Annotated in this window: 20 protein-coding genes; 18 read left to right on the forward strand and 2 right to left on the reverse strand. The window is 67.1% G+C overall.

The window, feature by feature from the left end:
- Positions 1-212: 212 nt before the first annotated feature.
- On the forward strand, positions 213-1,580 hold the full coding sequence (locus tag AC07XB_RS04720) for a M20/M25/M40 family metallo-hydrolase (protein ID WP_492371193.1): 1,368 nt from the start codon (positions 213-215) through the stop codon (positions 1,578-1,580).
- Between the two features lie 41 nt (positions 1,581-1,621).
- On the opposite strand, the gene AC07XB_RS04725 is transcribed toward AC07XB_RS04720, so the two are convergent.
- Positions 1,622-4,189: a sensor domain-containing protein gene (locus tag AC07XB_RS04725; RefSeq protein WP_492371194.1), complete on the reverse strand. Its 2,568-nt coding sequence runs from the start codon at positions 4,187-4,189 to the stop codon at positions 1,622-1,624.
- A 242-nt stretch (positions 4,190-4,431) separates the two neighbouring features.
- Between AC07XB_RS04725 and AC07XB_RS04730 the strand changes: the two genes are divergently transcribed.
- From AC07XB_RS04730 to AC07XB_RS04765, 8 genes are all read left to right on the forward strand, one after another.
- Positions 4,432-5,121 (forward strand): cobalt-precorrin-7 (C(5))-methyltransferase, encoded by a 690-nt coding sequence (locus tag AC07XB_RS04730; RefSeq protein WP_492371195.1) that lies wholly within the window; start codon positions 4,432-4,434, stop codon positions 5,119-5,121.
- A gap of 164 nt (positions 5,122-5,285) precedes the next feature.
- On the forward strand, positions 5,286-6,137 hold the full coding sequence (locus AC07XB_RS04735) for a universal stress protein (protein WP_492826735.1): 852 nt from the start codon (positions 5,286-5,288) through the stop codon (positions 6,135-6,137).
- A gap of 96 nt (positions 6,138-6,233) precedes the next feature.
- A complete protein-coding gene (locus tag AC07XB_RS04740) occupies positions 6,234-6,554 on the forward strand; it encodes a metalloregulator ArsR/SmtB family transcription factor (protein ID WP_492371197.1) in 321 nt (106 codons plus the stop codon).
- 14 nt (positions 6,555-6,568) lie between these two features.
- Positions 6,569-7,003: a YeeE/YedE family protein gene (locus tag AC07XB_RS04745; protein WP_492371198.1), complete on the forward strand. Its 435-nt coding sequence runs from the start codon at positions 6,569-6,571 to the stop codon at positions 7,001-7,003.
- An 8-nt stretch (positions 7,004-7,011) separates the two neighbouring features.
- A complete protein-coding gene (locus AC07XB_RS04750; RefSeq protein WP_492826733.1) occupies positions 7,012-7,476 on the forward strand; it encodes a DUF6691 family protein in 465 nt (154 codons plus the stop codon).
- A gap of 35 nt (positions 7,477-7,511) precedes the next feature.
- Positions 7,512-8,462, forward strand: coding sequence for a cation diffusion facilitator family transporter (locus AC07XB_RS04755; protein WP_174425909.1), 951 nt, complete (start codon positions 7,512-7,514; stop codon positions 8,460-8,462).
- A gap of 151 nt (positions 8,463-8,613) precedes the next feature.
- On the forward strand, positions 8,614-10,038 hold the full coding sequence (locus AC07XB_RS04760) for a DHA2 family efflux MFS transporter permease subunit (RefSeq protein WP_492826731.1): 1,425 nt from the start codon (positions 8,614-8,616) through the stop codon (positions 10,036-10,038).
- 269 nt (positions 10,039-10,307) lie between these two features.
- Positions 10,308-12,020, forward strand: a complete 1,713-nt coding sequence (locus AC07XB_RS04765; protein WP_492826729.1) for an ABC-F family ATP-binding cassette domain-containing protein — start codon at positions 10,308-10,310, stop codon at positions 12,018-12,020.
- 16 nt (positions 12,021-12,036) lie between these two features.
- On the opposite strand, the gene AC07XB_RS04770 is transcribed toward AC07XB_RS04765, so the two are convergent.
- A complete protein-coding gene (locus AC07XB_RS04770) occupies positions 12,037-12,981 on the reverse strand; it encodes a LysR substrate-binding domain-containing protein (RefSeq protein ID WP_150984633.1) in 945 nt (314 codons plus the stop codon).
- A 157-nt stretch (positions 12,982-13,138) separates the two neighbouring features.
- Here AC07XB_RS04770 and gtdA point away from each other — a divergent pair, with 157 nt between their 5' ends.
- From gtdA to AC07XB_RS04815, 9 genes are all read left to right on the forward strand, one after another.
- Positions 13,139-14,185, forward strand: coding sequence for a gentisate 1,2-dioxygenase (gene gtdA, locus AC07XB_RS04775; RefSeq protein ID WP_492371203.1), 1,047 nt, complete (start codon positions 13,139-13,141; stop codon positions 14,183-14,185).
- Between the two features lie 55 nt (positions 14,186-14,240).
- Positions 14,241-14,939 (forward strand): fumarylacetoacetate hydrolase family protein, encoded by a 699-nt coding sequence (locus AC07XB_RS04780; protein WP_309406479.1) that lies wholly within the window; start codon positions 14,241-14,243, stop codon positions 14,937-14,939.
- A 40-nt stretch (positions 14,940-14,979) separates the two neighbouring features.
- The gene (maiA, locus tag AC07XB_RS04785) at positions 14,980-15,624 is read left to right on the forward strand and encodes a maleylacetoacetate isomerase (protein WP_492811897.1); all 645 of its coding nucleotides are present in this window, start codon (positions 14,980-14,982) and stop codon (positions 15,622-15,624) included.
- 61 nt (positions 15,625-15,685) lie between these two features.
- Positions 15,686-16,894, forward strand: coding sequence for a 3-hydroxybenzoate 6-monooxygenase (locus tag AC07XB_RS04790; RefSeq protein WP_492826726.1), 1,209 nt, complete (start codon positions 15,686-15,688; stop codon positions 16,892-16,894).
- A gap of 144 nt (positions 16,895-17,038) precedes the next feature.
- Positions 17,039-18,379 (forward strand): MFS transporter, encoded by a 1,341-nt coding sequence (locus AC07XB_RS04795; RefSeq protein WP_492826724.1) that lies wholly within the window; start codon positions 17,039-17,041, stop codon positions 18,377-18,379.
- A gap of 315 nt (positions 18,380-18,694) precedes the next feature.
- A complete protein-coding gene (locus AC07XB_RS04800; RefSeq protein ID WP_492826722.1) occupies positions 18,695-20,545 on the forward strand; it encodes an OPT/YSL family transporter in 1,851 nt (616 codons plus the stop codon).
- Between the two features lie 405 nt (positions 20,546-20,950).
- The gene (locus AC07XB_RS04805) at positions 20,951-23,776 is read left to right on the forward strand and encodes a monovalent cation/H+ antiporter subunit A (protein WP_492826720.1); all 2,826 of its coding nucleotides are present in this window, start codon (positions 20,951-20,953) and stop codon (positions 23,774-23,776) included.
- Complete coding sequence (locus AC07XB_RS04810) at positions 23,776-24,189, forward strand: Na+/H+ antiporter subunit C (protein ID WP_492826718.1); 414 nt, start codon at positions 23,776-23,778, stop codon at positions 24,187-24,189. The genes AC07XB_RS04805 and AC07XB_RS04810 overlap by 1 nt, the downstream gene beginning before the upstream one ends.
- Positions 24,186-25,718 (forward strand): monovalent cation/H+ antiporter subunit D, encoded by a 1,533-nt coding sequence (locus AC07XB_RS04815; protein WP_492826716.1) that lies wholly within the window; start codon positions 24,186-24,188, stop codon positions 25,716-25,718. Before AC07XB_RS04810 ends, AC07XB_RS04815 begins: the two co-directional genes overlap by 4 nt.

Genomic DNA, 25,718 nt, shown 5'->3' on the forward strand with positions numbered 1-25,718 from the left:
CCGGAAGGCGGGCAACTGGCGCGGCATGGCCTGCCGCCAGGTATTGAATGGTAATCCAATTACCTTGCCTGGCACATGGATGCCTCATGCAGCCCACTTCTTGCAGCCCACTATCTCCCGCCTCGCTGGCAGAATATGGCTTCGCCCGGCCACAACCGATGCCTGTGCCGTTCGCCATGCCGCCATGTCCTTTCCGGAGCCATCGCCCCACCATGCAAGCACGCCCCCAATCCGTTGCCGTCCCGTTCCGTCCGCTTTCCCTGATGCTCGCGGGGCTTGCCCTGGCAGGCACCCACGCGGTTGCGCAGACCATCCCCGTGCCTGCGGTCTCGCCCGTGGTGGAGCGCACCTACGCCACACTCGAAGCCGCCCCGCTAGTCAAGAAGGTGCTGGCCGACGTGAAGGCGGATGACGCGCGCTCGCTGGGCGATCTCAAGACGCTGACCGAGATCCCCGCGCCGCCGTTCAAGGAGAAGGCACGGGCCGAGCATTTCCTCTCCCGGCTCAAGGCGCTTGGCCTTGCCGATGCGCATATCGATGCCGAGGGCAATGCCATCGGCATCCGCAAGGGCAGCGGGAACGGCCCCAAGCTGCTGATCTCGGCGCACCTGGACACGGTCTTTCCCGAAGGCACCGATGTCACGGTCAAGCCGCGCGACGGCCGCCTCTATGCGCCAGGCATCTCGGATGACACGCGCGGGCTGACAGTCCTGTTGTCATGGCTCAAGGTGCTCAACGACAACCAGGTGCGCACCGTGGGCGACCTGGTGTTCGTTGGCAACGTGGGCGAGGAAGAGCTGGGCAACCTGCGCGGCATGAAGGCCGTGTTTCGCGACCACCCGGATATCGACGGCATGGTCGGGCTGGAGCCGGGCGTGGGCGACCGGGTGCTGTCGCTCGGCACCGGCAGCCATCGCTATGAGGTGACGTTCCGTGGCCCGGGCGGCCACAGCTTCGGCGCCTTCGGCCTGCCCAGCGCCATCCACGCGATGGGACGGGCCATTGCCAAGGTGAGCGACGTGCGCCCGCCCGAGGATCCCAAGACCACATTCACGGTGGGCACGGTGGGCGGCGGCACGTCGGTCAACGCGATTGCGGGCGATGCGCGCATGGCGGTGGATATCCGCTCCAACGCTACGCCATCGCTGCTGGAAACCGAGAAGCAGATCATGGCGGCCATCGAGGCCGGGGTTGCCGAGGAAAACCGCCGCTGGCATCCGGCCGACGCTGCCAGCCAGATCACCTACCAGGTCAAGCTGATCGGCGACCGTCCGGCGGGCCGCACGCCGCCAGACGCCACCATCGTGCAGGCAGCGGTGCGCGCCATCAAGGGCTACGGCAAGGGCACGCCCAGCCTGCGCGGCGGCAGCACCGACGCCAATGTGCCGATGTCGCTTGGCATTCCCGCCATCATCATCGGCAGCGGTGGCAAGACCGGCGGCTTCCATGCCCGCGATGAGTGGTACGACCCGACCAACGCCTGGGAAGGCGCCCAGGTCGGGCTAACCACCGTGCTCGGGCTGGTGGGCGTGCAGGGCGTGAGCCAGCCGTTGCTGGAAAAGCGCGCCGCCGCCAGGTAGCCAGCGGGCGGCGCCGGCCTAAGCCGCCACCGCCTCTTCATTCAACGCCGGGAATGCCGCTCCCCATGTTCCGCCGGCTGCCGCTCGACCGCCTGCGGCGCGGCGATCCATTTCGCCACCGCCAAGGCATCCAGCGGGCGCGAGAACAGATAGCCTTGCCCCATATGGCATCCCTGCGATAGCAGGAAGCGCCGCTGGGCTTCGTTTTCCACGCCTTCGGCGATCACCGCGAGCTTCAGGCTGTCGCCAATGCGGATGACGGCGCTGGCCAGCTCGCGGGCGGCGGCATCGCTTTCCAGGTCGATCACAAAGCTCTTGTCCAGCTTGAGCTGGTGCACGGGCAACTGCCTGAGGTAGCCCAGGCTGGAATACCCCGTGCCGAAGTCGTCCATGGACAAGCGCACGCCTTGTGCGTGGATGGCGGCAACGGTGGCGGCGAGGCCCGCGTCGTCTTCCATCAGCAGCCCTTCGGTCATCTCCAGCACCAGCGCCTGGGCGGGCAGCCCATGGCGGGCCAGGGTCTCGGCCACTTGCGCAGGCAGCCCCGGGTCGCGGAAGCTGGCGGGCGAGATATTGACGGAGATCGTGGGTACGGAAAGCCCTTCCCGGCGCCAGGCAGCTAGCTGCGCGCACGATTGCTCCAGCACCCAGCGGTCCAGCGTGCCAATCAGGCCGCTGTCTTCGGCCAGTGGCACGAAGCGGTCCGGCGACACCATCCCAAAGTGCGGGTGGTGCCAGCGCACCAGCACCTCCAAGCCATAGAGGCGCCCATCACGCAGGAACACCTGGGGCTGGAAGTTGAGATGAAGCTCCTCGGCCAGCAGGGCGTCGCGCAGCGCGGACTCCAGCGCCAGGCGCTCCTGGGCGGCCCAGTTCATCTCGATGCTGAAGAAGCGGAACAAGTTGCGCCCCGCGGCCTTGGCGTCGTACATGGCCATCTCGGCGCAGTGCAGCAGGTAGTCCAGCGCATCGCCGTCGGCCGGGAACATGCTGATGCCGATGCTGGCCGAGGGCGCAATGCTGGCGTGGTCGATGCGCAGCGGCTGGCGCAGCGCGGCCAGGATGCGCTTGCCCGCAGCAATGGTCTGGGTGCGGTCGCAGTCGGGGAGCACCAGCGCGAATTCGTCGCCCGACAGCCGCGCCACCAGCGCGGTATCCCCGGCGTGCGCGCTAAGGCGTTGCGCAACCTCGCGCAGCAGCTTGTCGCCGCCGACGTGGCCGAGCGAGTCGTTGATATGCTTGAAGCGGTCCAGGTCGACGAACAGCACGCTGAGCGTGGTGCCGGCCGAGCGCGCCGCGAGCAGCAGGGTGCCGGCCTGCATCTGCAGCAGGCTGCGGTTGGGCAAGCCGGTCAGTGAATCGTAGTGGTCGAGCTGCAGGATCCGCTCGGCGGCTTCCTCGCGCTCGAACGCGAGCTTGCACAGCGAGGCGCATACCTCGGCCAGCTGCTGGTGGAAGGCGTCGGGCTGGCGGACGGTGCGGCAGTAGAAGGCCAGCGTGGCAAGCACGCGGCCATCGCTTGCCTTGATCGGATAGGACCAGCATGCCGCCAGGCCGAGGGGTAGGGCAAGATCACGAAAATCCGCCCATAGCGGATCGTTGGCAATATCGCTGACCATCACCGGCTCGCCCAGCCAGGCGGCCGTGCCGCAGGAGCCCACGGATGGCCCGATGGTCAGGCCGTCCAGCGCGGCCGAATACTCGGGCGGCAGGCCAGGCGCGGCCAGCGGGTGCAGGCGCCCATCGGCGGCCACCCGCAGCACGGACGCGATCACGGCGGGTGCCACGCGTTGTACTTCTTCGCAGATCAATTCCATCACGGCGGGCAGCGGCTGCTCCATCACCATGGCTTGCAGTACCTTTCGCTGCAGCATCTCGTAGGTCCGCTGCTGGGTGATGTCGGAGAGGATGACGATGGCGTGATGCCGGTCGCCGGTCGCGCTGACCAGATGGCGCACGGTGGCGCTGACCCAGAGTGCGCTGCCGTCGCGCGCATACACCAGAGCCTCGTGGCGCTCGCCGCCCGGGGATGAGCGCTGGGCATGCAAGCGTTGCATCACGCCGGGATCGGTGAACTCGCCGGCCAGTATCTCGCGCGGGGTCTTACCCCTCAGCTCGCAGGGCTTGTAGCCCAGCATGCGCGTGAGCCCGGCGTTGCCGTACACGATGTGCCAGTCGGCATCGACCACCAGCACGGCACTGTCGATCTCGTCGGCAATGACGGATAGCAACGGGTGATGGTCGCGGCTGGCATCCGGGTGGTTGGCCACCTTTACCAGCAGCGTGCGCAGTGTCACGTCGCCCAGGCGGGTGCTGGATTCCGCGACATGGCCAAAGCGAAGTTCGCCATCCGGCCTCAGTATCCGGACGGCGGGCAAGGGCTGGGCGCGCTGCGCGTCGGCATCCGGCAGTTTTTGCACGAGCGCCTCCACGTTCATGCCGAAGACTTGCGTACGGGATGCGCCATAGAGTGCCTCCGCAGCAGCGTTCAGGAAGATCACCTTGTTGTCCGTGTTCAGGATGAAGACGGCATCGGTGGCTTGCTCGAGCGAATTGCGGAACAACTGATGGGGGTCGGCTATGCTGAGCGCTTTGTCTCTATCTGGCATGAGTGAGGTAAACGTCGCTAACGACCGAGGGTGCCTGCCTTGCCCGGTGGGGGCTCGCGGGACATTGACTCGGCTCTGAAGCAGCTATCGGCATCCAGTGCCGGATCCTGAAGTACTTTTTTTTGCGCCAGGCGTTCCTCGGCGCAGGCCTCGCGCTCCGATGGCTTGGCATAATTGCGCCCTGTCTTGACGGGGCGATGCGCGCGCCGTCCCCTTTTGCATCGATCGAACCGGGATTCTTCATGATCATCTGCGCCGGCGTTGGCCCCGGGCACCTCGACTTCCTGACCCACGGCGTGGCGGAACTGGTCCGTGGCGCCGACATCGTGGCCGGCTTCGACACGGTCATCGACGTCATCCGCCCGCTGGTGCCGCCGGCGGCCCAGGTGGTCACCATGGGATACCAGGACCAGGTGGAGCGGCTTGCCTGGGTTGCCGCCGAGCACCATGGCGGCCGGCGCTGCGTGGTGCTGTTCATGGGCGACATGCACTTCAGCGGTTTCCAGTACCTGGAGCGGGTCGAGCGGGCATGCGGCCATCCGGTGGATACCGTGCCCGGCATCTCTTCGGCCCAGGTGCTGGCTGCGCGCGGCAAGGTTTGCTTCGACGAGACCACCTTCCTGACCTTTCACCGGCGCGGAGACCTGGAGCCGTTCAAGCGCCATCTGGTGCACGTGCTGGCGGACCAGCGCAACGCCATCGTGATTCCGCGCCCATGGGATTTCATGCCCAGCGATATCGCCGCCTGGCTGGTGGCGCAGGGCGTGCCGCCCGAGCATCCGGTCGAGGTCTGGGAGAACCTGACGCTGGCCGATGCGGACTGGCGTGGCACGCTGGCCAGTTGCACGCTGGCGTTCACCGATATGAGCATCATGCTGATCCGTGCGCTGGCGCCAATGGCCAGCCAGATCGAGCTGGCGCCGCTTGCGTAGTCCCGCGCGCCGGCCGCGCGGGGCAGGCTTTCGGCATTGATCTGCCGCAATTCGCCCGCATTGCCCGCTTGCGCTGCCCCGCGCACGGAGTAGAGTCCATTTTCGGATAGTCGGAAAAACGTCTGCAACCGTGTGCAGGGGTCTCCGGATCGGAGGAAAACATCATGGATTTCAAGACCGTGCTGGTCGAACTCGGCGCCGACCCCGGCTGTGCGGATCGCGTCAACCTGGCTGCGGAACTGGCGCAGCGCTCGGCCGGCCATGTGATCGGGGTGACGGCCACCGGCATGCGGCTGGAGCCGTTCCGGGGCGCGGGCGACGAGGCGGGATACTACGCGGAACTGGCCCGGCGCCAGTTGCTGGCGCAGGGCGCCGAAGCCAGCGCCGCATTTCATCGGGCCATGAGCGAAGCGGCGCCCGGCGTGGGCTTCACCCACCGGGTCATCGAGGACGACGTGGGCTGGGCGCTGGTCCAGCAGGGGCGGGTGGCGGACGTGGTCGTCCTGGCCCGCTTGCCCGGGCCGGAATCCATTCCCGTGCTGGTGGCACAGACCCCGGAATATGTGTTGCTCAACACCGGCCGCCCGGTGCTGCTGGTGCCGCCGGGCGTGCGGCATCTACCCTGCGAACATGTCGCCATCGCATGGGATGGTGGGCGGGAAGCCGCCCGGGCCGTGGCCGATGCGATGCCTCTGCTGCGCCTGGCCAAGCGTGTCACCGTGGTGTCGGCGTCCAGCGCGCATGACGGCTCGGCGACCCACGGCATGCCCGATGTGCCCGGTGCGCACGCCGGCCTGCGAGATCACCTGGCGCGCCAGGGCATCACCAGCGTCATGCACGCCGTGCAAGGCAGCCATAGGATTGGCCAACTACTGCTGGAGGCGGTGCGGCACTTGCAGGCCGACCTGCTGGTGGCGGGTGGCTATGGGCACGCCCGGCTGCGCGAGCTGGTCACTGGCGGCACCACCCGCACCCTGATGCGCCACGCCGACATACCGGTGTTGATGTCGCATTGAAGGTCGGTCTCGACTGGCATCAATATACATTTTAATATAATATTAAACCGTATATTGATTAGCAGGCCGGGGTCTCGCCCGGCCTTTGCCGAACCCATGCAAGCGGCTTCTCCCTCCCTGAGCCTGGACACGATGCGCGCCGCCGCGGGCGACGCCACCGCCATGTTGCGCGCCCTCGCCAATGAAGACAGGCTGCTGCTGCTTTGCCAGCTTAGCCAGGGCGAGATGTCGGTGGGCGAGCTCGAAGCGCTGCTTGGCATCCATCAACCCACCTTGTCGCAACAGCTTGGTGTGCTGCGCGCGGAAGGGCTGGTCAACACGCGGCGCGACGGCAAGCGGATTTTTTACGCGGTTGCCGATGCGCGGGCGCTGGCCGTGCTCGAAACGCTTTACGCCCTGTATTGCCCCACTGAATGAAGGAGCCACTGGCCATGATCATCGACTGGACACACTTCACGCCCTGGTCCGCGCTGGGCGGGGGCCTGCTGATTGGACTGGCCGCCGCCGCGCTCGTGCTGTTCAACGGGCGCATCGCGGGCATCAGCGGCATCGTTGGTGGCTTGCTGCGGCCAACGCGCGCGGAAGCCGGCTGGCGTATCGCCTTTGTGCTTGGCCTGCTGGCGGCACCGCTGCTCTGGCGCCTGTTCGGCGCGCTGCCGGAGATCCGGGTCCATGCCGGCGCTGGCCTGCTGGTCGTAGCCGGCTTGCTGGTGGGATTGGGTACCCGCTACGGCGCGGGCTGCACCAGCGGGCATGGCGTTTGCGGGCTGTCGCGGCTCTCTCCGCGCTCGCTGGCGGCCACCGCGGCCTTCATGGGGGCCGGTTTTGCGACGGTCTTTGTCGCACGGCACCTGCTCGGCGCATGAGGAGCGACATGAACCGCCTTTCTTCCTTGCTGATCTCGCTGGCCTCTGGCCTGGTGTTCGGCCTCGGGCTGATCCTGGCCGGCATGGCCAATCCACAGAAGGTGCTCGGATTTCTCGACCTTGCCGGGCGCTGGGATCCCTCGCTGGCGCTGGTGATGGGCGGCGCGATCGCGGTGGGCGTAGTGGCGTTCGGTATCGCCCGGCGGCGTGCCGTCTCGCTGCTGGGCTTGCCCATGCAGCTGCCGGCGTCGCGCCGGATTGACCGGCGCTTGCTTGGTGGTGGCCTGTTGTTCGGCGTGGGCTGGGGGCTGGCGGGGATCTGCCCGGGGCCCGCGCTGGTGCTGCTGGGCGCGGGCGCATGGCAAGGCGCAGTCTTTGCGCTGGCCATGCTGGCCGGCATGGCGCTGTTCGAGTGGCTAGAATGGCTGGGGCGCGGCCGCGCTTTACCCGGCAAGGCATTAACCGGACATTAACCGGACATTAACCGGACAACAGGAGTCATCCATCGATGCGAACTGATGAGGTCATCGACGAGGCCGAGGTAGAAACGCCCGCCAGAGCCCAGGCGGCGCGGCGCAGCACCTGGGTGAGCGTGGCCGTGAATATCCTGCTGACCTGCATGCAACTGGTGGCGGGCGTGGTGGCCGGCTCCCAGGCGTTGATCGCGGATGCCATTCACTCGCTCTCCGACCTGGTCTCGGACTTTGTGGTGCTGTTCGCCAGTCACCATAGCCGCAAGGGCGCGGATGCCGACCACCAATACGGCCACCAGCGTTTCGAGACCGCCGCCTCGCTGGCAATCGGCCTGCTGCTGCTTGCGGTCGGCGTCGGCATGCTGTGGTCGGCCGTGCAAAAGCTGGAGCATCCCGAGTTGATCCAGCCGGTCAAGGGTGTCGCGCTGTGGGTGGCATTGGGCGCGCTGGCGGCAAAGGAATCGTTGTTCCGCTACATGCTCGCCGTGGCCGAGCGCGTGCGCTCCAGCATGCTGGTTGCCAACGCATGGCATGCGCGCTCGGATGCGGCATCGTCGCTGGTGGTCGCCGTGGGCATCGGCGGCAACCTGCTTGGCTACCACATGCTTGATCCAGTGGCCGCCCTGGTGGTCGGCCTGATGGTGACCAGGATGGGCTGGAAGTTCTCCTGGGATGCCCTGCATGACCTGATGGACCGCGCCGTGGATGCGCAGAGCATCGAGGCGATCCGGCAGGCCATGCTGGCCACGCCAGGCGTGCTGGGCCTGCATGACCTGAAGACCCGCAAGATGGGCGACGCGATCCTGGTCGACGTGCATCTGGAGATCGATGGCGCAATGACGGTCGAGGCGGGGCACCGTATTGCGGTGGAGGCGCGCCTCGCCGCCATGCAGATTCAGGACGTGCTGAATGTGATGACCCATGTCGACCCGGTGCGCGTGCCGCAGCGCCAGGCGGAAGACCCGGCGCGCGCAGGCGCGGCATGATGGACTGGCCAAAGCGTGGGCCGGGCGGGGCAAACGTCCTTTGCCGATGCCCGGTATGATTGCCATCCTGGCTTGAAATGGCTTTCCCGGTGGCAAAAAGCGGTCCGCCCGCTTCGCCGCGCAGACACGCACCCCCCGCACCCGCCGCTCCATGGACCACACGCAAACCCAGTCATCGTCGATGAGATTCCTGCCGTATCTCGTCGCGGCTACCTTCTTCATGGAGTACCTCGATACCACCGTGCTCGCCACTGCGTTGCCGCAGATGGCGCGGTCGTTCGGGGTCGGGCCGAATGACCTGAGCCTGGGCATGACGGCCTATATGCTGGCGCTGGCGGTGTTTATCCCGATCAGCGGATGGATCGCTGATCGCTTCGGGTCAAGGACGGTGTTCGGCGGGGCGATCGTTGTTTTCACGGTGGCCTCGGTGCTGTGCGGCGCATCGAACGGGTTATTCGCGTTCACCGCGGCGCGCGTGCTGCAAGGCATTGGCGGCGCGATGATGGTGCCGGTCGGGCGGCTGATCGTGGTGCGCAACACGGATAAGCGCCAGTTGATCAAGGCCATCTCCACCATCACCTGGCCGGCCATCGTGGCGCCTGTGGTGGGGCCGCCCATTGGCGGGTTCATCACCACCTACGCCTCCTGGCGCTGGATCTTCCTGCTCAACGTGCCATTCGGCATCGCCGCGCTGATCGCCACCTTCACGATGATCCGCAACGAACGCGCGAGCGAGCCCAAGCCGCTTGATATCGTCGGCTTCCTGCTCAGCGGCGCCACGCTCACCTTCGTGCTGTACGGCACGGAGCTGGCCAGCCAGCAAGGCTCCAGCCTGGCAACGGCGGGCGCGTTCGTGGCCGCCGGCCTCGCCCTGGGCGTGCTCGCCGTGCGCCATGCAGCGGGCCGCGAGCATCCGCTGCTCGATTTCACGACGCTGCGCGTGCCGACGTTCTCGGTCACCGTGATCACCGGGTCCGTCACCCGCATCGGCATCGGGGCGGTGCCGTATTTGATGCCGCTGCTGTTCCAGGTTGGCTTCGGGCTGTCCGCGTTCCGCTCCGGGCTGTTGCTGCTCGCCAGCGCGCTCGGCAACCTCGGCATGAAGGCCTTGACCACGCGCGTGCTGCAACACTACGGCTTTCGCGCCACCGCGATCGTCGACGTGGCTTTCGCCAGCGTGTTCATCGTCGCGTGCGGCTTGCTCACGCCCGAGACGCCGCTCGCCATCGTGCTGTTCGTGGTGTTTATCTACGGCGTGACGCGCTCGATGCAGTTCTCCACGCTCGCCACGCTGGCCTACGCCGATATCCCGCAAAACCAGATGAGCAGCGCCAATACGCTATGGAATGCTGCCCAGCAGATGTCGATCGGCCTTGGCATTGCGTTTGGCTCGCTGTCGCTGAGGATTGCCGCATCGCTGCGCGGCGAGGCCAGCGACGTGCCGCACTTTACGCTCGGTGATTTTCGCTGGGCGTTTCTCTTCGCGGGCGCGCTGACGCTGGTGTCGTTGATCGGGTATGTCCGGCTCGCGCCGGATGCGGGGCGGCATCTGTCGAGCCGGCGGGCGGCTGGATGACGGGTTCCTCCCGATATGAAGTGAGTGGCGGGCGAGCGTGAGCCGGGCGAACGCTGCGCAATGCTCGCCCGCTGCGGGCTACACAAACTGAACGGAACTCGGCAGGGGCCTGACCGGTCACACCATCCGCATCCACCGGAGTCAACGCAAAATGATCCTGTAAGCCCACTTCAAACCTGTTCGCGCTTGTTGAACCCTTGTTAACCCTTGTTGTGCCCTCGTTGAGCACTTGGGTTCCAGGCTCGCTACCTGTCTTGTCTGGAGCTTGCATGGCTGACTTCACATCGATTCCGTTCGCGGTTTTCTCCGCGCCGCAGTCCGGCGGTAATTCTGGTGCCACCCCCCTGGATTCCCACTCAGCTTCGCAGCCGGCGTTCTGGATTTCTTTGCGCCACGTCACCGTGGCGCTGCCCGATGGGCGGGTGCTTCTGGACGACCTGAGCGACACCTTCCCACCCCGGCGCATCGGCCTGGTTGGCCGCAACGGCACCGGCAAGAGCGTGCTGGCAAAGGTGCTGGCGGGCCTGGTCACGCCGGATGCCGGGCGCGTCGTCAGGCATGCCACCGTTGCCTATGTGCCGCAAGACGGCAGGCTGGCAGCTGGCGCGACGCTGGCGGATGTCGCCGGCCTGACGCCGGCTTTCGATGCGCTCGCCCGGGTGGAGCGGGGCGAGCCGGAGGGGGCGGACTTCGACCTGCTGGAAGGGCGGTGGGACCTGCGCGGCCAGCTGCGGCTGGCCTGCGAGGCGGCTGGCCTGGGGCATCTGGAGCCGGAGCGGCTCGCCGCCAGCCTCAGCGGTGGCGAACTCACGCGCGTGGCGCTGGTGGGGGCCTTTCTTTCCAGCGCAGATGGACTGGTGCTCGACGAACCCACCAATCACCTCGACTTCGTCGCCCGGCAATGGCTGCGCGCTCAGTTGCGGCAATGGCGTGGCGGCGTGGTGGTGGTCAGCCACGACCGCGAATTGCTGGAAGACATGGACCATATCGCCGCGCTGACGCCGGATGGCTTGCGCCACTACGGCGGCAACTACACGCTGTATGCGGTGCAGCGCGATGCCGAAGCCGCCGCCGCGCAAGCCGCGCTGGATCACGCGCGGACCAGCCGTAACTCGGCCTTGCGCGACTTGCGGCGCCAGCACGATGCCCATCAGCGCCGTGCCGCGCGCAACGACCGCGTGGGCACGATGGCCAACCTGCCCGGCATCCACCTCGGCCGGCTGAAGGACGGTGCGCAGGGGTATTCCGGCCGCGAGCAGCGGCGCCAGCAGGAAACCCGCGCGACGCTGGACGATGCCGTGCGGCAAGCCGCGCAGCGCATCGAGGCCGGCCCGCCGGTGGCGTTGATGCTGCCTGGCGCGGTGGTCGCCGCGGGCAAGCGCGTGGTGCACGCGCAAGATGCGATCCTGCCGTTTGCGGCCGGCGCAAAGCCGCTCAGCCTGACGCTGGCGGGGCCGGTGCGCGTTGCCGTGACCGGGCCGAACGGCTGCGGTAAAACCACGTTGCTCAAGCTGCTGGCCGGCGTCGAGAACCCGGTGTCCGGGACCTGCTCGGCAGGTGTTCCCAATGCCTGGCTCGATCAGCAGGCGGCGACCCTGCTGCCGCCGGCGATGTCCGTGCTGGAGCGGCTGCGCGAACTGGACAGCCCCTTGCCGGAGGGCGTGCTGCGCAGTCATTTGTCGTTGCTCGGGCTGGGTGCGGCGCTGGTGCGGCAGCCTTCCGGCGAATTGAGCGGGGGCGAGCGCCTGAAGGCGGCGCTTGCCTGCGCTTTATGGGCCGCGCAGCCTGCCCAAATGCTCTTGCTCGATGAGCCTACCAATCACCTCGACCTGGATTCGGTGCGCGCGCTGGAGCAGGCCTTGAGCGCCTATCCCGGCGCCATCCTGGTGGCGTCGCACGACCGGCGCTTCCTCGACGCGCTGGATTTGACCCACGTGCTGGCGTGGCAAGGCGGGGACTGGGAACTGGCGGCTTGCAGGTAAGCCGCGCGGGCTGGTGTCACCCGTGCGTGTCGTCGGGGATTTCATCGACCGAGCGCACCGCCGCGCGCCGCAGGGCGTCCAGCGCGGCACTGACCGCGATACGGCCAAAGCCGTCGTCGCGCCAGTACATGGATACCGAGCCAAAGCCCGCCAGCCGCAGCGGCAGGATGCGCAGGGCGCCGAGATGCTCCAGGCGCCGCGCGGTCCGGTGCGAGGCCACGCCGATCATGTTGCTGTGGTTGAGCAAGGTCAGGTTGAGGATGACCGAGTTCGACTCCACGCAATCGGCCGGCATGCCCTGGCCAGCCGCGTTCAGCGCCGACTCCAGCGTGTTGCGGATGGGCGTGCCGCGTGGCCACACGATCCACCGGTATGCCTGCAGGTCGCTCCAGCCCGGTTCGGCCAGCTCAAACAGCGGATGCCGCGGGCGCGTGACGAAATGGATCGGCTCCATGTAGAGCGCCTCGGCGCGCATTTGCCCGTCCTGCAGTTCCGGCGCGGAGCGGCCCACCACGATATCGACCTCGCCCCGGGCCAGTTGCGCCATCAACAGGTTCATGGTGCTTTCCACCAGCCGGACATGGGCTTTCGGCAGGCGCTGCAACAGCGAGGTGACGGCTAGCGGCACGGTATCGGCAGCCGACGCGCCGGAGGCGCCGATCACCACCAGACCGCTGCCGCCTTCGCGCATGGCCTGCATGTCGTCGCGGGCGGTATCCAGGTGCGCCTCGATGCGCCTGGCATGGGCAATCATCGATTCGCCATAGGGAGTGGGGCGCAGGCCGCGCGCGTGGCGCTCGAACAGCGGCAGCCCGATGTCGTCTTCGAGTTCCTTGAGCCATTTCGACAAGGCGGGCTGCGTAGTGCTGAGCGCCGCGGCTGTCTGGCTCATGTTTCCGGTCTGCGCCAGGCTAAGCAGCATCTGCAAGTTGCGCAGCCGGAGCCGCTGGGTCCAATCCATCAGGGTATTCCCTTTGAGGTATATCCATATCCATATGGATAAGAGGAATCCATCATTTTACAAGGTATATCTCCGGGCGTATAAATCTTCCATCGCACCCCGCAGCCCACGGCGGCTGCCCAGCGCCCCGACCGGGCGATGAATCGGAGACAAGGCCATGCCAGACGCAAAGAAGAGCACCGACCGTTCAGCTTATTACAGCCGCATCGGCCGCAACCAGATGGCGCCCCTGTGGGAATCGCTGCACGCGCTGGTCCCGCGGGAGCCTCGTCCGCAAGCGCAGCCGGCGATCTGGAAATACGCCGAGATCCGCCCGCTGGTGATGCAGGCGGGCGAGGTCATCAGCGCGGAAGAAGCCGTGCGCCGCGTGCTGGTGCTGGAGAATCCTGGCCTGCCCGGCAAGTCCAGCATCACCTCCACGCTGTACGCCGGCTTGCAGCTGATCCTGCCCGGCGAGATTGCCCCCAGCCATCGCCATACCCAGTCCGCGCTGCGCTTTATCGTGGAGGGCCGCGGCGCCTGGACCGCCGTCAACGGCGAGCGCACCACCATGCATCCGGGCGATTTCATCATCACGCCATCGTGGACTTGGCATGACCACGGCAACCCGTCCGTGGAGCAGGGCGGCGAGCCGGTGGTCTGGCTCGACGGGCTGGATATCCCGCTGCTGCAGCACCTGGACGCCGGTTTTGCGGAAAACTACCCCGAAGCCTCGCAGCCGGTGCTGCGTCCCGAAGGCGACAGTTTTGCCCGCTTCGGCCACAACATGCTGCCGGTGCGCCACCGCGTCACCGATCCCACCTCGCCAATCTTCAGCTATCCCTATGCCCGCAGCCGTGAGGCGCTGGACCAGCTCTACCGCAACGGCGAGCTCGATGCCTGGGATGGCGTGAAGCTGCGCTATGTGAACCCGGCCACCGGCGGCTGGCCGATGCCGACCATGGCTACCTTCATGCAATACCTCCCTGCCGGTTTCCAGGGCAAAACGTATCGCAGTACCGACGCCACCATCTATTCCGTGGTGGAAGGGCGCGGCACCGTGCGCATCGGCGAGGCGCAGTTCCAGTTCGAGCCGCGCGACACCTTCGTGGCGCCGTCCTGGCAGCCGGTGCAACTGGCTTCGGTCGAGGACACGGTGCTGTTCAGCTATTCCGACCGCCCGGTGCTGTCCGCGCTCAACCTGCTGCGCGAGGAGCGCACCTGATCCGGCGCAGTCCCATTTCTTTGCCTTTTTCCCATTTCCTTGCCTGAGGTCTTCCATGTCTTTCGTCATTACCCCTCCCGCTGCCGTGGCCGTGCCGGTCGTTGGCACCAGCGACCAGTTTCCCGTGCGCCGCGTCTACTGCGTGGGCCGCAACTACGCCGCGCATGCCCGCGAGATGGGCTTCGATCCGGACCGCGAGCCGCCGTTCTTCTTCTGCAAGCCGGCCGATGCCGTGATCCCGGTCGCCTACGGCGAGACCCTGACGCTGGCGTACCCGGCCCAGACCAGCAACTACCACTATGAATCCGAGCTGGTTGTCGCCATCGGCAAGGGCGGCTCCGATATTCCGCTGGAACAGGCGCTGGAGCACGTCTGGGGCTATGCCGTGGGCCTGGACATGACCCGCCGCGACCTGCAGATGAAGATGCGCGAGATGGGCCGCCCGTGGGAAATCGGCAAGGCCTTCGACGCCTCGGCGCCGATCGGCCCGATCCATCCGGCTAGCGATGTGGGGCATTTCGAGCAGGCCGCGATCTGGCTGACCGTCAACGGCGCCGACAAGCAGCGCAGCGACGTCACGCACCTGATCTGGTCGGTGGCCGAGACCGTGGCGGACCTCTCCAAGTACTTCCGCCTGGAACCGGGCGACCTGATCTACACCGGCACGCCGGAAGGCGTCGGGGCCGTCAAGCCGGGTGACCTGATGGTTGCCGGCGTGGAGCGCCTCGGCGAGCTGTCGGTGCGGGTGGCCTGACGGCGTCGAGACTCCGGATTTCGAGAAAGAGGGCTTCACCGTGCAGATCTATAGTTTCTTCAACAGCTCCACGTCGTACCGCGTGCGCATCGCGCTGGCGCTCAAGGGCCTGCCGTACGACTACCAGCCGGTCAACATCCGCGTGGGCGAGCATCGCGTCGCGGACTATGTGGCGGCCATCAACCCCTCGGCGGTGGTGCCGGCGCTGGTGGACGGCGACTTCCACCTGGGCCAGTCGATGGCGATCATCGACTACCTCGATGCCCGCCATCCCGAGCCGCGGCTGATCCCGCAAGCGGCGGAGCTGCGCGCGCGGGTGCTGGAGCTGGCCAATGTGATTGCCTGCGATATCCATCCGGTCAACAACCTGCGCATCCTGCGCTACCTGCAGGACACGCTGGGCGTGACACCGGAGCAAAAGGACGCCTGGTACCAGCATTGGGTGGACGAAGGGCTGGGCGCGGTGGAACGGCTGCTGGCGCAGCACGGGCGCGGCCCGTGGTGTTTCGGCGACCAGCCCACGCTGGCCGACTGCTGCCTGGTGCCGCAGATCGCCAATGCGCAGCGCATGGGCTGCCGTACCGAACATTTCGAGCGCGCCATGGCGGTCTACCGCCATGCCTGCGAGCACCCGGCCTTCCAGCAGGCAGAACCTCAGCGGCAGCCGGACTACACGGCGCGCTAACCAACGCGACAGGGCACCCCGAGGCCGGATGGCCACCGGGTGCGCACCCAAGGAGACGAACATGAGCAACACGCGCAGCACGGACCGCAAGGTGATCGTGGTCGGCGGCGGCATCGGCGGCCTGGCCGCCGCACTGGCGCTCGCCCGGCAGGGCATCCGCGTTGAATTGCTGGAACAGGCGGCCCAGATCGGTGAAATCGGCGCCGGCATCCAGCTTGGTGCCAACGCCTTTGCCGCGCTGGATGCGCTGGGCGTGGGCGAAGCCGCGCGCAAGCGCTCCGTTTTCACCGACTACCTGGTGATGATGGATGCGATTGACGCCACGGAAATCGCCAAGGTGGATGTCGGCGAGCGCTATCGCCAGCGCTTCGGCAACCCCTATGCGGTGATCCATCGCGCCGACATCCACCTGTCCATCCTGGAAGCCGTGCGGAATCACCCGCTGATTCAGTTCCGCACCGCCACCACGGTGTGCGCGCTGGAGCAGGACGAACGCGGCGTGACCGTGATCGACCAGCACGGCGAACGCCACCAGGGCGATGCCGTGATCGGCTGCGACGGCGTGAAATCCGCCGTGCGCCAGGCCTTGCTCGGCGACGAACCGCGCGTGACCGGCCACGTGGTGTACCGCGCCGTGGTGGATGTGGCCGACATGCCGGCCGACCTGCAGATCAACGCGCCGGTAGTGTGGGCCGGCCCCAACTGCCATCTGGTGCACTACCCGCTGCGCGGCGGCGAGCAGTACAACCTGGTGGTGACCTTCCATAGCCGCGAGAAAGAAGTCTGGGGCGTGCGCGATGGCAGCAAGGAAGAAGTGCTGTCGTACTTCGAGGGCATCCACGCCCGCCCGCACCAGATGCTGGACCGGCCCACCTCCTGGCGGCGCTGGGCCACCGCGGACCGCGACCCGGTGGAGCAATGGAGCTTTGGCCGCGCCACCATCCTGGGCGATGCCGCCCACCCCATGACGCAGTACCTCGCGCAGGGCGCCTGCCAGGCGCTGGAAGATGCCGTGACACTCGGCGCGGCCGTGGCCGAGACCGACGGCGATTTCGTGGCGGCCTTTGCGCTGTACGAGAAGGCGCGCATCCCGCGCACCGCGCGCGTGCTGTACTCCGCCCGCGAGATGGGCCGGCTGTATCACGCCAAGGGCGTGGAGCGGCTGGTGCGCAATTCGTTGTGGGTCGGACGCACGCAGGACCAGTTCTACGACGCGCTGCAATGGCTGCACGGCTGGCGCGCGCAAGACTGCCTGGGCGGGGCGCGGTAGGAGGAGCGCCGGCCCGAAGTGACCCAAAGTGGCCCAAAGTGTCCAAAAGAAGCAAAGAGCAACCAAAGAGCGGCCAAAGAGCCGCCAAAAAATGGCGAGCCGATCGCAAATCGGCCGCTTCGAAACACAATGCAGGAGACCGCTGTGCCCACGCAACCATCCATCGGCATTACCGAATTCATCGATCGCCAGCCGCTATCGGCCTTCCAGGTCACGATCGTCGCGCTTTGCTTCTTGATCGTCGCCATCGACGGGTTTGATACCGCCGCGATCGGCTTTATCGCACCCGCGATCCGCGCCGAATGGCAGCTCACGCCGGCGCACCTGGCGCCGTTGTTTGGCGCCGGGCTCACCGGCCTGATGGCCGGCGCGTTCCTGTTCGGCCCGCTGGCCGACCGCTTTGGCCGCAAGAGCGTGCTGCTCTTCTGCGTGCTGTTCTTTGGCATCGCGAGCCTGGCCTCCGCGTTCTCCGGCTCGCTGTGGGGGCTGGTGGCGCTGCGTTTCCTGACCGGTCTGGGGCTGGGCGGCGCCATGCCCAATACCATCACGCTGACCTCCGAGTATTGCCCGGCCAAGCGCCGCTCTTTCCTGGTCACGACCATGTTCTGCGGCTTCACGATCGGCTCGGCCCTTGGCGGCCTGGCCTCGGCGAACCTGATCGAGGAGCACGGCTGGCGCGCCGTGCTGCTGCTGGGTGGCGTGCTGCCGTTGCTGCTGCTGCCGCTCCTGGTCTGGAAGCTGCCTGAGTCGGTTCGCTACCTGGTGCTGAGCGGCAAGCACCCGGAGAAGGTAGCGGCCATCCTGGAGCGGATCGCGCCGCGCGAGCGTGTCGCACCTGGCAGTATCGTGGTGGCGGACAAGCGCGCGCCCGGCTCGCCGGCTGCGCACCTGTTCAAGCCCGAACTGGTGCGCGGGACCTTGCTGCTGTGGCTGACCTTCTTCATGAGCTTGCTGGTGATCTACCTGCTGTCCAGCTGGCTGCCCACGTTGCTGCGGGCAACCGGGATCTCGCTCAAGACGGCGGCCCTGGTCACCATGATGTTCCAGGTGGGCGGCACACTCGGCGCCATCGTGCTGGGCTGGCTGATGGACCGGGCCAACCCGCACTATGTGCTGGCCGCAAGCTACGCGCTGGCAGGTGTGTTCATCACCGCCATCGGCAGCCTGACCACGGCGCCATGGTTGGCCGGGGTGGCGGTATTCGCCGCTGGCTTCTGCATCTCCGGCTCGCAAGTGGGCGCCAATGCCTTGTCGGCGGCTTACTATCCCACCGATTGCCGCGCCACCGGCGTGAGCTGGGCCAATGGCGTCGGGCGGATGGGCTCGGTGGTTGGCTCGGTCGGGGGCGGCACGATGTTGTCGATGGGCCTGACCATGCCGGCGCTGTTCCTGATGGTGGGGATACCGGCGGTGATCGCTGGCGCCACCATGCTCCGGTTCGGACGCCATCGCGCGGGCCAGGCACGGCGCATGGCGGCGGCTTGAGGGCTGCCAGCGGCGGGTGCGCGTTTCATCCTTGAGTATTCAAATGATAATCGTTATCATTTGAATACTCGGGTTAGTGACACGATCTGAGTCAGCAAATGGGTTACCGGACACGTCTCGTGTCCGGTTTTTTTGTGCCTCCGCCTTACCGTTACTGCGTCTTAGCGTGCCCTTGCGCACGCACGCCGTGCCTGCGGTGCGTCGCTTGCGGTAGCATCTGCCCAGCGTCGGCAGCGTTGTCCTCGCCGCGCGGGCTTTTTCCTTTTTCCTTCGATCCAGCGCCACCGATGCGGCTTGCCCGCATGGGGGAAGCCAATGACGGCAGTCGGCAGGCCACCGCAAGACGCTACCTCGCCGGCACACGCCGGGAGGCTCGGTGCTGCTGCCGCCAGTGGCCGGCGCTGGGCATGGCTGCCAGAGCAGGGCGGCTGGAAATACTATGCGCTGCTCGGCGCCATCGGGGTCCTTGTCCTCGGCCCGCTGGGCGGGATTGCCGCGGCGTACATGAACTTCTCGCTCGGCTTCTTCGTAGGCGGGCAGGTGCTGGCCGGCATTCTCGGCTCCACGGTGACCTACGGCTATGGCGCGGACGGCCGCCATGGCGCGAACTATATCCAGACCATTGCCGCATCGGTCGCCGGCATGAGCGGCATGGCCGTGGTGATCCAGGCGATGACCTGGATGGGCCTGCCCGAGCCGCCGATCTGGCAGTTGATGCTGTACATGCTTTGCGTGGGCATGTTCGGTGTGGGCGTGGGCATGTTGTACACGCCAATCCTGGTCGACCGGCTGCAACTCACCTTTCCCTCCGGGCTGGCGGTGGCCAATATCCTGCGCGCCCTGACGGATCCGGTGCTGCTCAGGCAGTCGGTGTCGCGGCTGGCCGGCGGCACGGTGCTGGGCATCGTCAGCGGCATCGGTGCGGCCCGCGTGGAGCGGCTTGCCGCCATCGATTTGTCCGCGTCCACCTATGGCGCGGGCATGATCGTCGGGGCCCGCATCGGCGTGGCGGCGCTGGTTGCCGGGCTGGCGGGCCAGGCGCTGATCCCCTTCTTTGTCGCGATCGGCTGGCTGGCGCCGGGCGACCCCTTTCGCAAGATCACCTTCCTGATTGCGCTCGGCATGATCATGGGCGCCGCGCTGCTCGATATCTCGCTGATCCTGCTCAAGGTGTATCGGCATGGCCAGCAGTTGCCCGCCCGGATACGGCGCGAACCCTCTGCGGCGGCAGGTGGCGGCAGCTTGTGGCGGATGGTGGCGTGGGTGCTGTTCTGGGGGCTCGCGGTGGTGGCGGTGGGCGTGGGCCTGCTGCATCAGCCCGCGGGCTACATGGTGCTGGCGGTGCTGCTGGTGTTCGTGTTCGCCATGGTCAACGGCATCTCGGTGGGCATGGTCGACCAGAACCCGATTTCTTCCGCTTTCGTGCTGTCCGTGATCCTGATGGCCGCGCTGGGTTTGCGTGACCCGAATGTGGGGCTGATCGCGGCAACGGTGCTGCTGGTCTCGACCAGCGAGGCGTGCGACATGCAGCAAGACCGCTCCACCGGCTGGCGGCTCGGCACCAGCCGCACCGTGCAGTTTCGCTTCCAGGTGGCGGGCATTGTTGCCGGCGCGGTGCTGGCGGTGTTGTTCGCCAGGCTGTTCATGCGGGCTTATCCGGTGCTAGCGCTCGACCAGACTGTGCTCTCGGCCGGCGAGCAGCCCCAGCACTGGGCTTCGGCCATGACTTACAAGATCGTCGGCGCGTTGCGCGGCCTGACCAACGACTTGCCGCACCAGCGCACGGCGGTTGTGCTGGGCATCGTTCTTGGGCTGGCCACGGCGGTGCTGCGCCTTCTGGTCAAGTCGTGGCCGCGCTACCAGCGCTTTGCCCGGGCGGGAAGCGGTGGCAGCGTTGCCGATTTCCTGCTGGATGCGGTGGTGCTGCCGTCGCCCTATGCCTCGTCCTTTGGCGGATTCGTCAACCTGCCCACCTCGGCGTGGTTTGCGCTGGGCGGCGTCGTGGCCAGCGTGCTCAACCGTTTGCGCAAGCCCGGGGACGCGCCGGATGCCTTGCCCGAGGACATGAGCACGACATCGCTGGCGGGGGGCGGGCTGATCGCAGGGGATGCGCTGGCGGCGGTCGGGCTGGGCATCGCGGGGCTGCTGTTTACGGCTTTGGGCTAGCGCATGTGAGAAATCGATGACCAGCCTTCCATTTCTGCCATTTGGCTCGAAGCCCAGCCTCGTGTTCAATTCTTTTGAGATGGATCTGAATTCTTTATCCGGGAAGGCGGGGCCGCGCCGGAGGCGAGTGGCTGTGGCGCAAAATAGGCCGCGGCAGCTGGGGGGAAACCTGGCAGCGTGGGCACGCCCGGCCCCGTCGCCACCGCCCTTGTCGCGAGATCGGATGTGCCGGTGTTTGTCGTCAACCTGCCTGAGGCGCAGACGCCATCACACTTACCCCAAGCATGTCCATGAACGCCACGGAGCTTCCCAGGACGCCGACACATTGAACGCCATCGAAAACCCCTTTAACCTCATTGATGCCCCCGTCGCCGGCAGCACGCGGCGCGTTTGCGGAGCCCGCCGATGGTGATGGCCTGGTTGATCGCGCTTCCCTTGCTGGCAGCGTTGCTGTTGTTGCTGGTGCGGCGCCGCGTACGCTTTCTGGCCACGCCCATCGTGGTGGGCACGCCGTTGCTTGGCCTTGGCTTGCTGCTCAGCGTGCGCAGCGCCGTGTTCGAGGGCCGCACCATTGCCTGGCGCCAGCCCTGGCTCGAGGACATCGGGCTAAGCCTCAGCCTGCGGCTGGACGGCCTGGCCTACGTGTTTGCGCTGCTGGTGCTGGGCATCGGGTTGCTGGTCATCCTTTATGCGCGCTACTACCTGCCGCGCAGCGAGTCCACCGTACGTTTCTTCTCCCTGCTGCTGCTGTTCATGGCGGCGATGCTGGGTGTGGTGCTGTCCAGCAACCTGCTGCTGCTGGCGGTGTTCTGGGAGATGACCAGCATCGTGTCGTTCCTGCTGATCGGCTTCTGGTCCTATCGCTCCGATGCGCGCAAGGGCGCGCGCATGGCGCTGACGGTGACCGGCGGGGGCGGGCTGGCGTTGCTGGCCGGCGTGCTGTTGCTCGGGCATATCTGCGGCAGCATGGAGCTCTCCGTGGTGCTGGCCCAGGCCGGCAGCGTGCAGCGCCACCCGCTGTATCCGGTGATGCTGAGCTTGATCTTGCTGGCGGCGTTTACCAAGTCCGCGCAATTTCCCTTCAGTTTCTGGCTGCCGCATGCGATGGCAGCGCCCACGCCGGTGTCCGCCTACCTGCATTCCGCCACGATGGTCAAGGCCGGCGTCTTCCTGCTGGCGCGGCTGTATCCGGTGCTGGACGGCACCAACTGGTGGTTCTACATGGTCAGCCTCACCGGCCTTGCCACGCTGGTGTTTGGCGCGGGCATGGCCTTGCTGCAGCGGGACCTCAAAGGCCTGCTGGCGTATTCCACCATCAGCCATCTTGGCCTGATCACGCTGCTGTTCGGCCTGGACACGCAGCTGAGCACGGTGGCCGCGCTGTTCCACATCATCAACCATGCGGTGTTCAAGGCATCGCTGTTCATGGCGGCGGGCATCATCGACCATGAGACCGGCACGCGCGACCTGCAACGGCTGCGGGGCCTGCGCCGCTATATGCCGCACACAGCGTTGCTGGCCATCGTGGCGTCGCTCTCGATGGCGGGCGTGCCACTGTTCAACGGCTTCCTGAGCAAGGAGATGTTCTTCGGTGAGACGCTCGCACAGGGTCTGCTGGGGGATTTCAACTGGATCATCCCGGCGGCGGCGACCCTTGCCGGGGCGTTGACGGTGGCGTACTCGCTGCGCTTTATCTACGGTGTGTTCTTTGGCGGCGAGCCGGACGACTTGCCGAACTATCCGCCACATGAGCCGCCGCGCTCCATGAAGATCCCGGTGGAGGTGCTGGTTGCCATCTGCCTTGTGGTCGGGCTGTTCCCGGCGTATACGGTAGGGCCCTTGCTGGCGACGGCCGCCCTGGCGACGCTGGGCGGGCCGCTGCCGGATTACAGCCTCAGCCTGTGGCATGGCGTCAATCTGCCCCTGGTGATGAGCCTGGTCTCGATGGGCGGCGGCGGCGTGCTGTTCTTCTTGCGGCGCAACGCTTTTCATCGGACGCACGCGCGTTTTGCCCATCTGAACGCGCGCGATGCGTTCGAGGCCGGCATCGACAGCCTGGCGCGGATGGCCGGGCGCGTCACCGGCGCATTCGAGACCGGCTCGCTGCAAGGCTACCTGGCGTGGATGCTGGCCGCCATGTTGCTGATTCCCGCCGTCTTCCTGTCCGACCTGGACACGCTGGCTGGCCCGGTGCCATCGATGCCGCTCGACCTCATGACGGTGGCGGGGATGGGTTTGCTGGGGCTGTCGGCGATCGGCGTGGTGATTGCCCACCGGCAACGGCTGAACGCGCTTGTGCTGCTGAGCGCGTGCGGCTTGCTGGTGGCGCTGCTGTTCACGCGCTTCTCGGCGCCGGACCTGGCGCTGACGCAGGTCTCGGTCGAGGTCGTCACGATCCTGCTGCTGGTGCTGGCCTTGTACTTCCTGCCTGTTGACCGGCCGGATTCGTCCTCGGTGGGCCGGCACGTGCGCGACGGCTGCCTGGCGCTGGGCGGCGGCACGCTGCTGGCCATCCTGGCCTACGCGGTGATGACCCGGCCTTACGACGCGATCTCCTCGTTCTTCCTGGCCAACAGCGTGGAAGGCGGCGGTGGCCATAATGCGGTCAACGTGATCCTGGTGGACTTCCGCGGCTTCGATACGATGGGCGAGATCTGCGTGCTGCTGGTCGCCGGACTGGCGGTGCAGGCGCTGCTCAAGGGCATGCGCCTGACAGCGCCGCCAGCGGGGCCCAACGGGCTGCCATGGTCAAGCCAGAGCCATCCCTTGCTGCTCGCCATCCTGGCCCGGCTGATGTTGCCGCTGACCATGCTGGTCGCGGTCTTCGTGCTGCTGCGCGGGCACAACCTGCCGGGCGGCGGCTTTATCGCCGCGCTGATCACGGCGGTAGCCTTGCTGCTGCAGTACGTGGCCAGCGGCGTGCTGTGGACGCAGGCGCGCATCGCGCTGAACTATCGTGCGCTGGCCGGTGGCGGCATCCTGGTGGCGGGGCTGACCGGCCTGGGCAGCTGGGCGTTTGGTTTTCCGTTCCTGACCACGGCCTTCGGCCATTTCCACATACCGGTGCTGGGAGAAATCGAACTGGCGACCGCCATGGTGTTTGACCTTGGCGTTTATTTCACGGTGGTGGGCACGACCTTGCTGATCGTGTCCCACCTCGGTGTGCGCGACAAGCGCGTCAGTGTCAACGGCAATGGCAATGGCAATGTCAATGCGAAGGAGGGGGACTGATGGAGGCCGTCTACGCCGGCACGGTCGGCATCCTGATGGCCTGCGGCATCTACCTGCTGCTGCGTGCGCGCACGTTTTCCGTGGTGGTGGGGCTGGCGCTGATCTCGTACGCCGTGAGCCTGTTCCTGCTGGGGATGGGGCGGCTCTCCACCGGCCGCCCGCCGATCATTGCCACGGGCGCGCAGTATGCCGATCCGCTGCCGCAGGGCCTCGTGCTGACGGCCATCGTCATCGGTTTTGCCATGACGGCATTCGCGGTGGTGCTGGCCTTGCGCTCCCTCGGCATCACGGGCAGCGATCATGTGGACGGCAGGGAAGCGGGCCCGGCGCAGGGCGAGCCGCCGGCGGCCGGTACCCCCGGCCCCTCCGGCACCCCCGGCACCCCCGGCACAGACACGGCGAGCGGCCAATGACCCACAGCCTCCAACTGTCGATTCTCCTGCCCATCCTGCTGCCGATGTTTGCCGGCGGCCTGCTGGTGGCCGCGCCGGCGCGCTGGGCACGGGCCCAGCGCGTGCTGAGCACCGCGGTCACGCTGCTGTTGCTGCCGGTCGCGGCGTGCATGGTCAGTGTGGCGGCCACGGGCGCCATCATGGTCGATCACATCGGGAACTGGCCAGCGCCGTTTGGCATCGTGCTCCAGCTCGACCGGCTGGGCGCCCTGATGCTGTTGCTGACCGCGGTGCTGGGCGTGGCCGCCGTGGTGGCGGCGGGCCGGGGCGATGCGCGCCTCGGGCGGCATTTCCATGCGCTGTTCCAGTTCCAGCTGATGGGGCTGAACGGCGCCTTCCTGGCCGGCGACCTGTTCAATCTCTTCGTCTTCTTCGAGATCCTGCTGATCGCCTCCTATGCCTTGCTGCTGCACGGCGGCGGGCGGGCACGCATCGGTGCCGGGCTGCACTACGTCGTGCTGAACCTGGCCGGGTCCGCTTTCTTCCTGATCGCGATCGGCGTGCTGTACGGGCTGAGCGGCACGCTCAACATGGCGCATATGGGCGTGCGGCTGGCCGGGCTGGCGCCGGCCGATGTGCCGCTGGCCACGGCGGCGGGCGTCATGCTGATGCTGGTCTTCGCGCTCAAGGCCGCGCTGTTTCCCATGGTTTTCTGGCTGCCCAAGGCCTACGCCAGCGCCACGGGCTCGGCCGCGGCGCTGTTCGCCATCATGACCAAGGTGGGCATCTACGCCATCCTGCGCTGCGCCGCGCTGGTTTTCGATGCGCCGGATGGCATGCTGGGCGTGTTCCTGCATGACTGGGTGTGGTGGCTGGCCCTTGCCACCATGGCGTTCGGCGCCCTCGGCGCGCTGGCCGCCCCGAACCTCAAATCGCTGACCTGCTACCTTGTGCTGGCATCGGTAGGGTTGCTGGCGGCCAGCGTGTCGATGCAGACAGCGCAAAGCTGGGCAGGGGCGCTGTATTACCTGCTCAGCACCACGCTGTGCACGGCGGCGCTGTTCCTGCTGGCGGACGCGCTGGAGCCCGCGCCGCCTGCCGCCCCGGCGCGCGAGCCGGTGGCGGTGGTCCGTGGCTCGCGGCTGGCAGGCTTGCTGTTCCTGGTCGCGACGGTGGCGGCGATCGGCCTGCCGCCGCTATCCGGCTTCATCGGCAAGATCATGGTCATGCGCAGTGCCTCGCTGCCGGCGGCGGCCGTGTTGTGGCCTTGCATCCTGCTGTCCAGCCTGGCGCTGCTGATTGCGGTCAGCCGCACGGGCACGCGCCTGTTGTGGCGCCTGCCCCAGGATCACGATCCAGAGCGCCATGGCGCTTGCCAGCGCATTGCGCCCGATGGCTGGAAGCTGGGCTGCTGCGCGTTCCTGCTGGCCTGCAGCTTGGCGCTGGTCGTGTGTGCCCGTCCGCTGAGCCAGTATCTTGCCGACACGTCCGCCCAGTTGTTCGACCGTGGCGCGTATCTGCGCGCGGTGCTGCCGTCCGGGGGAGGCTGA

The sequence above is a fragment of the Cupriavidus sp. GW821-FHT02F09 genome (assembly GCF_059421605.1).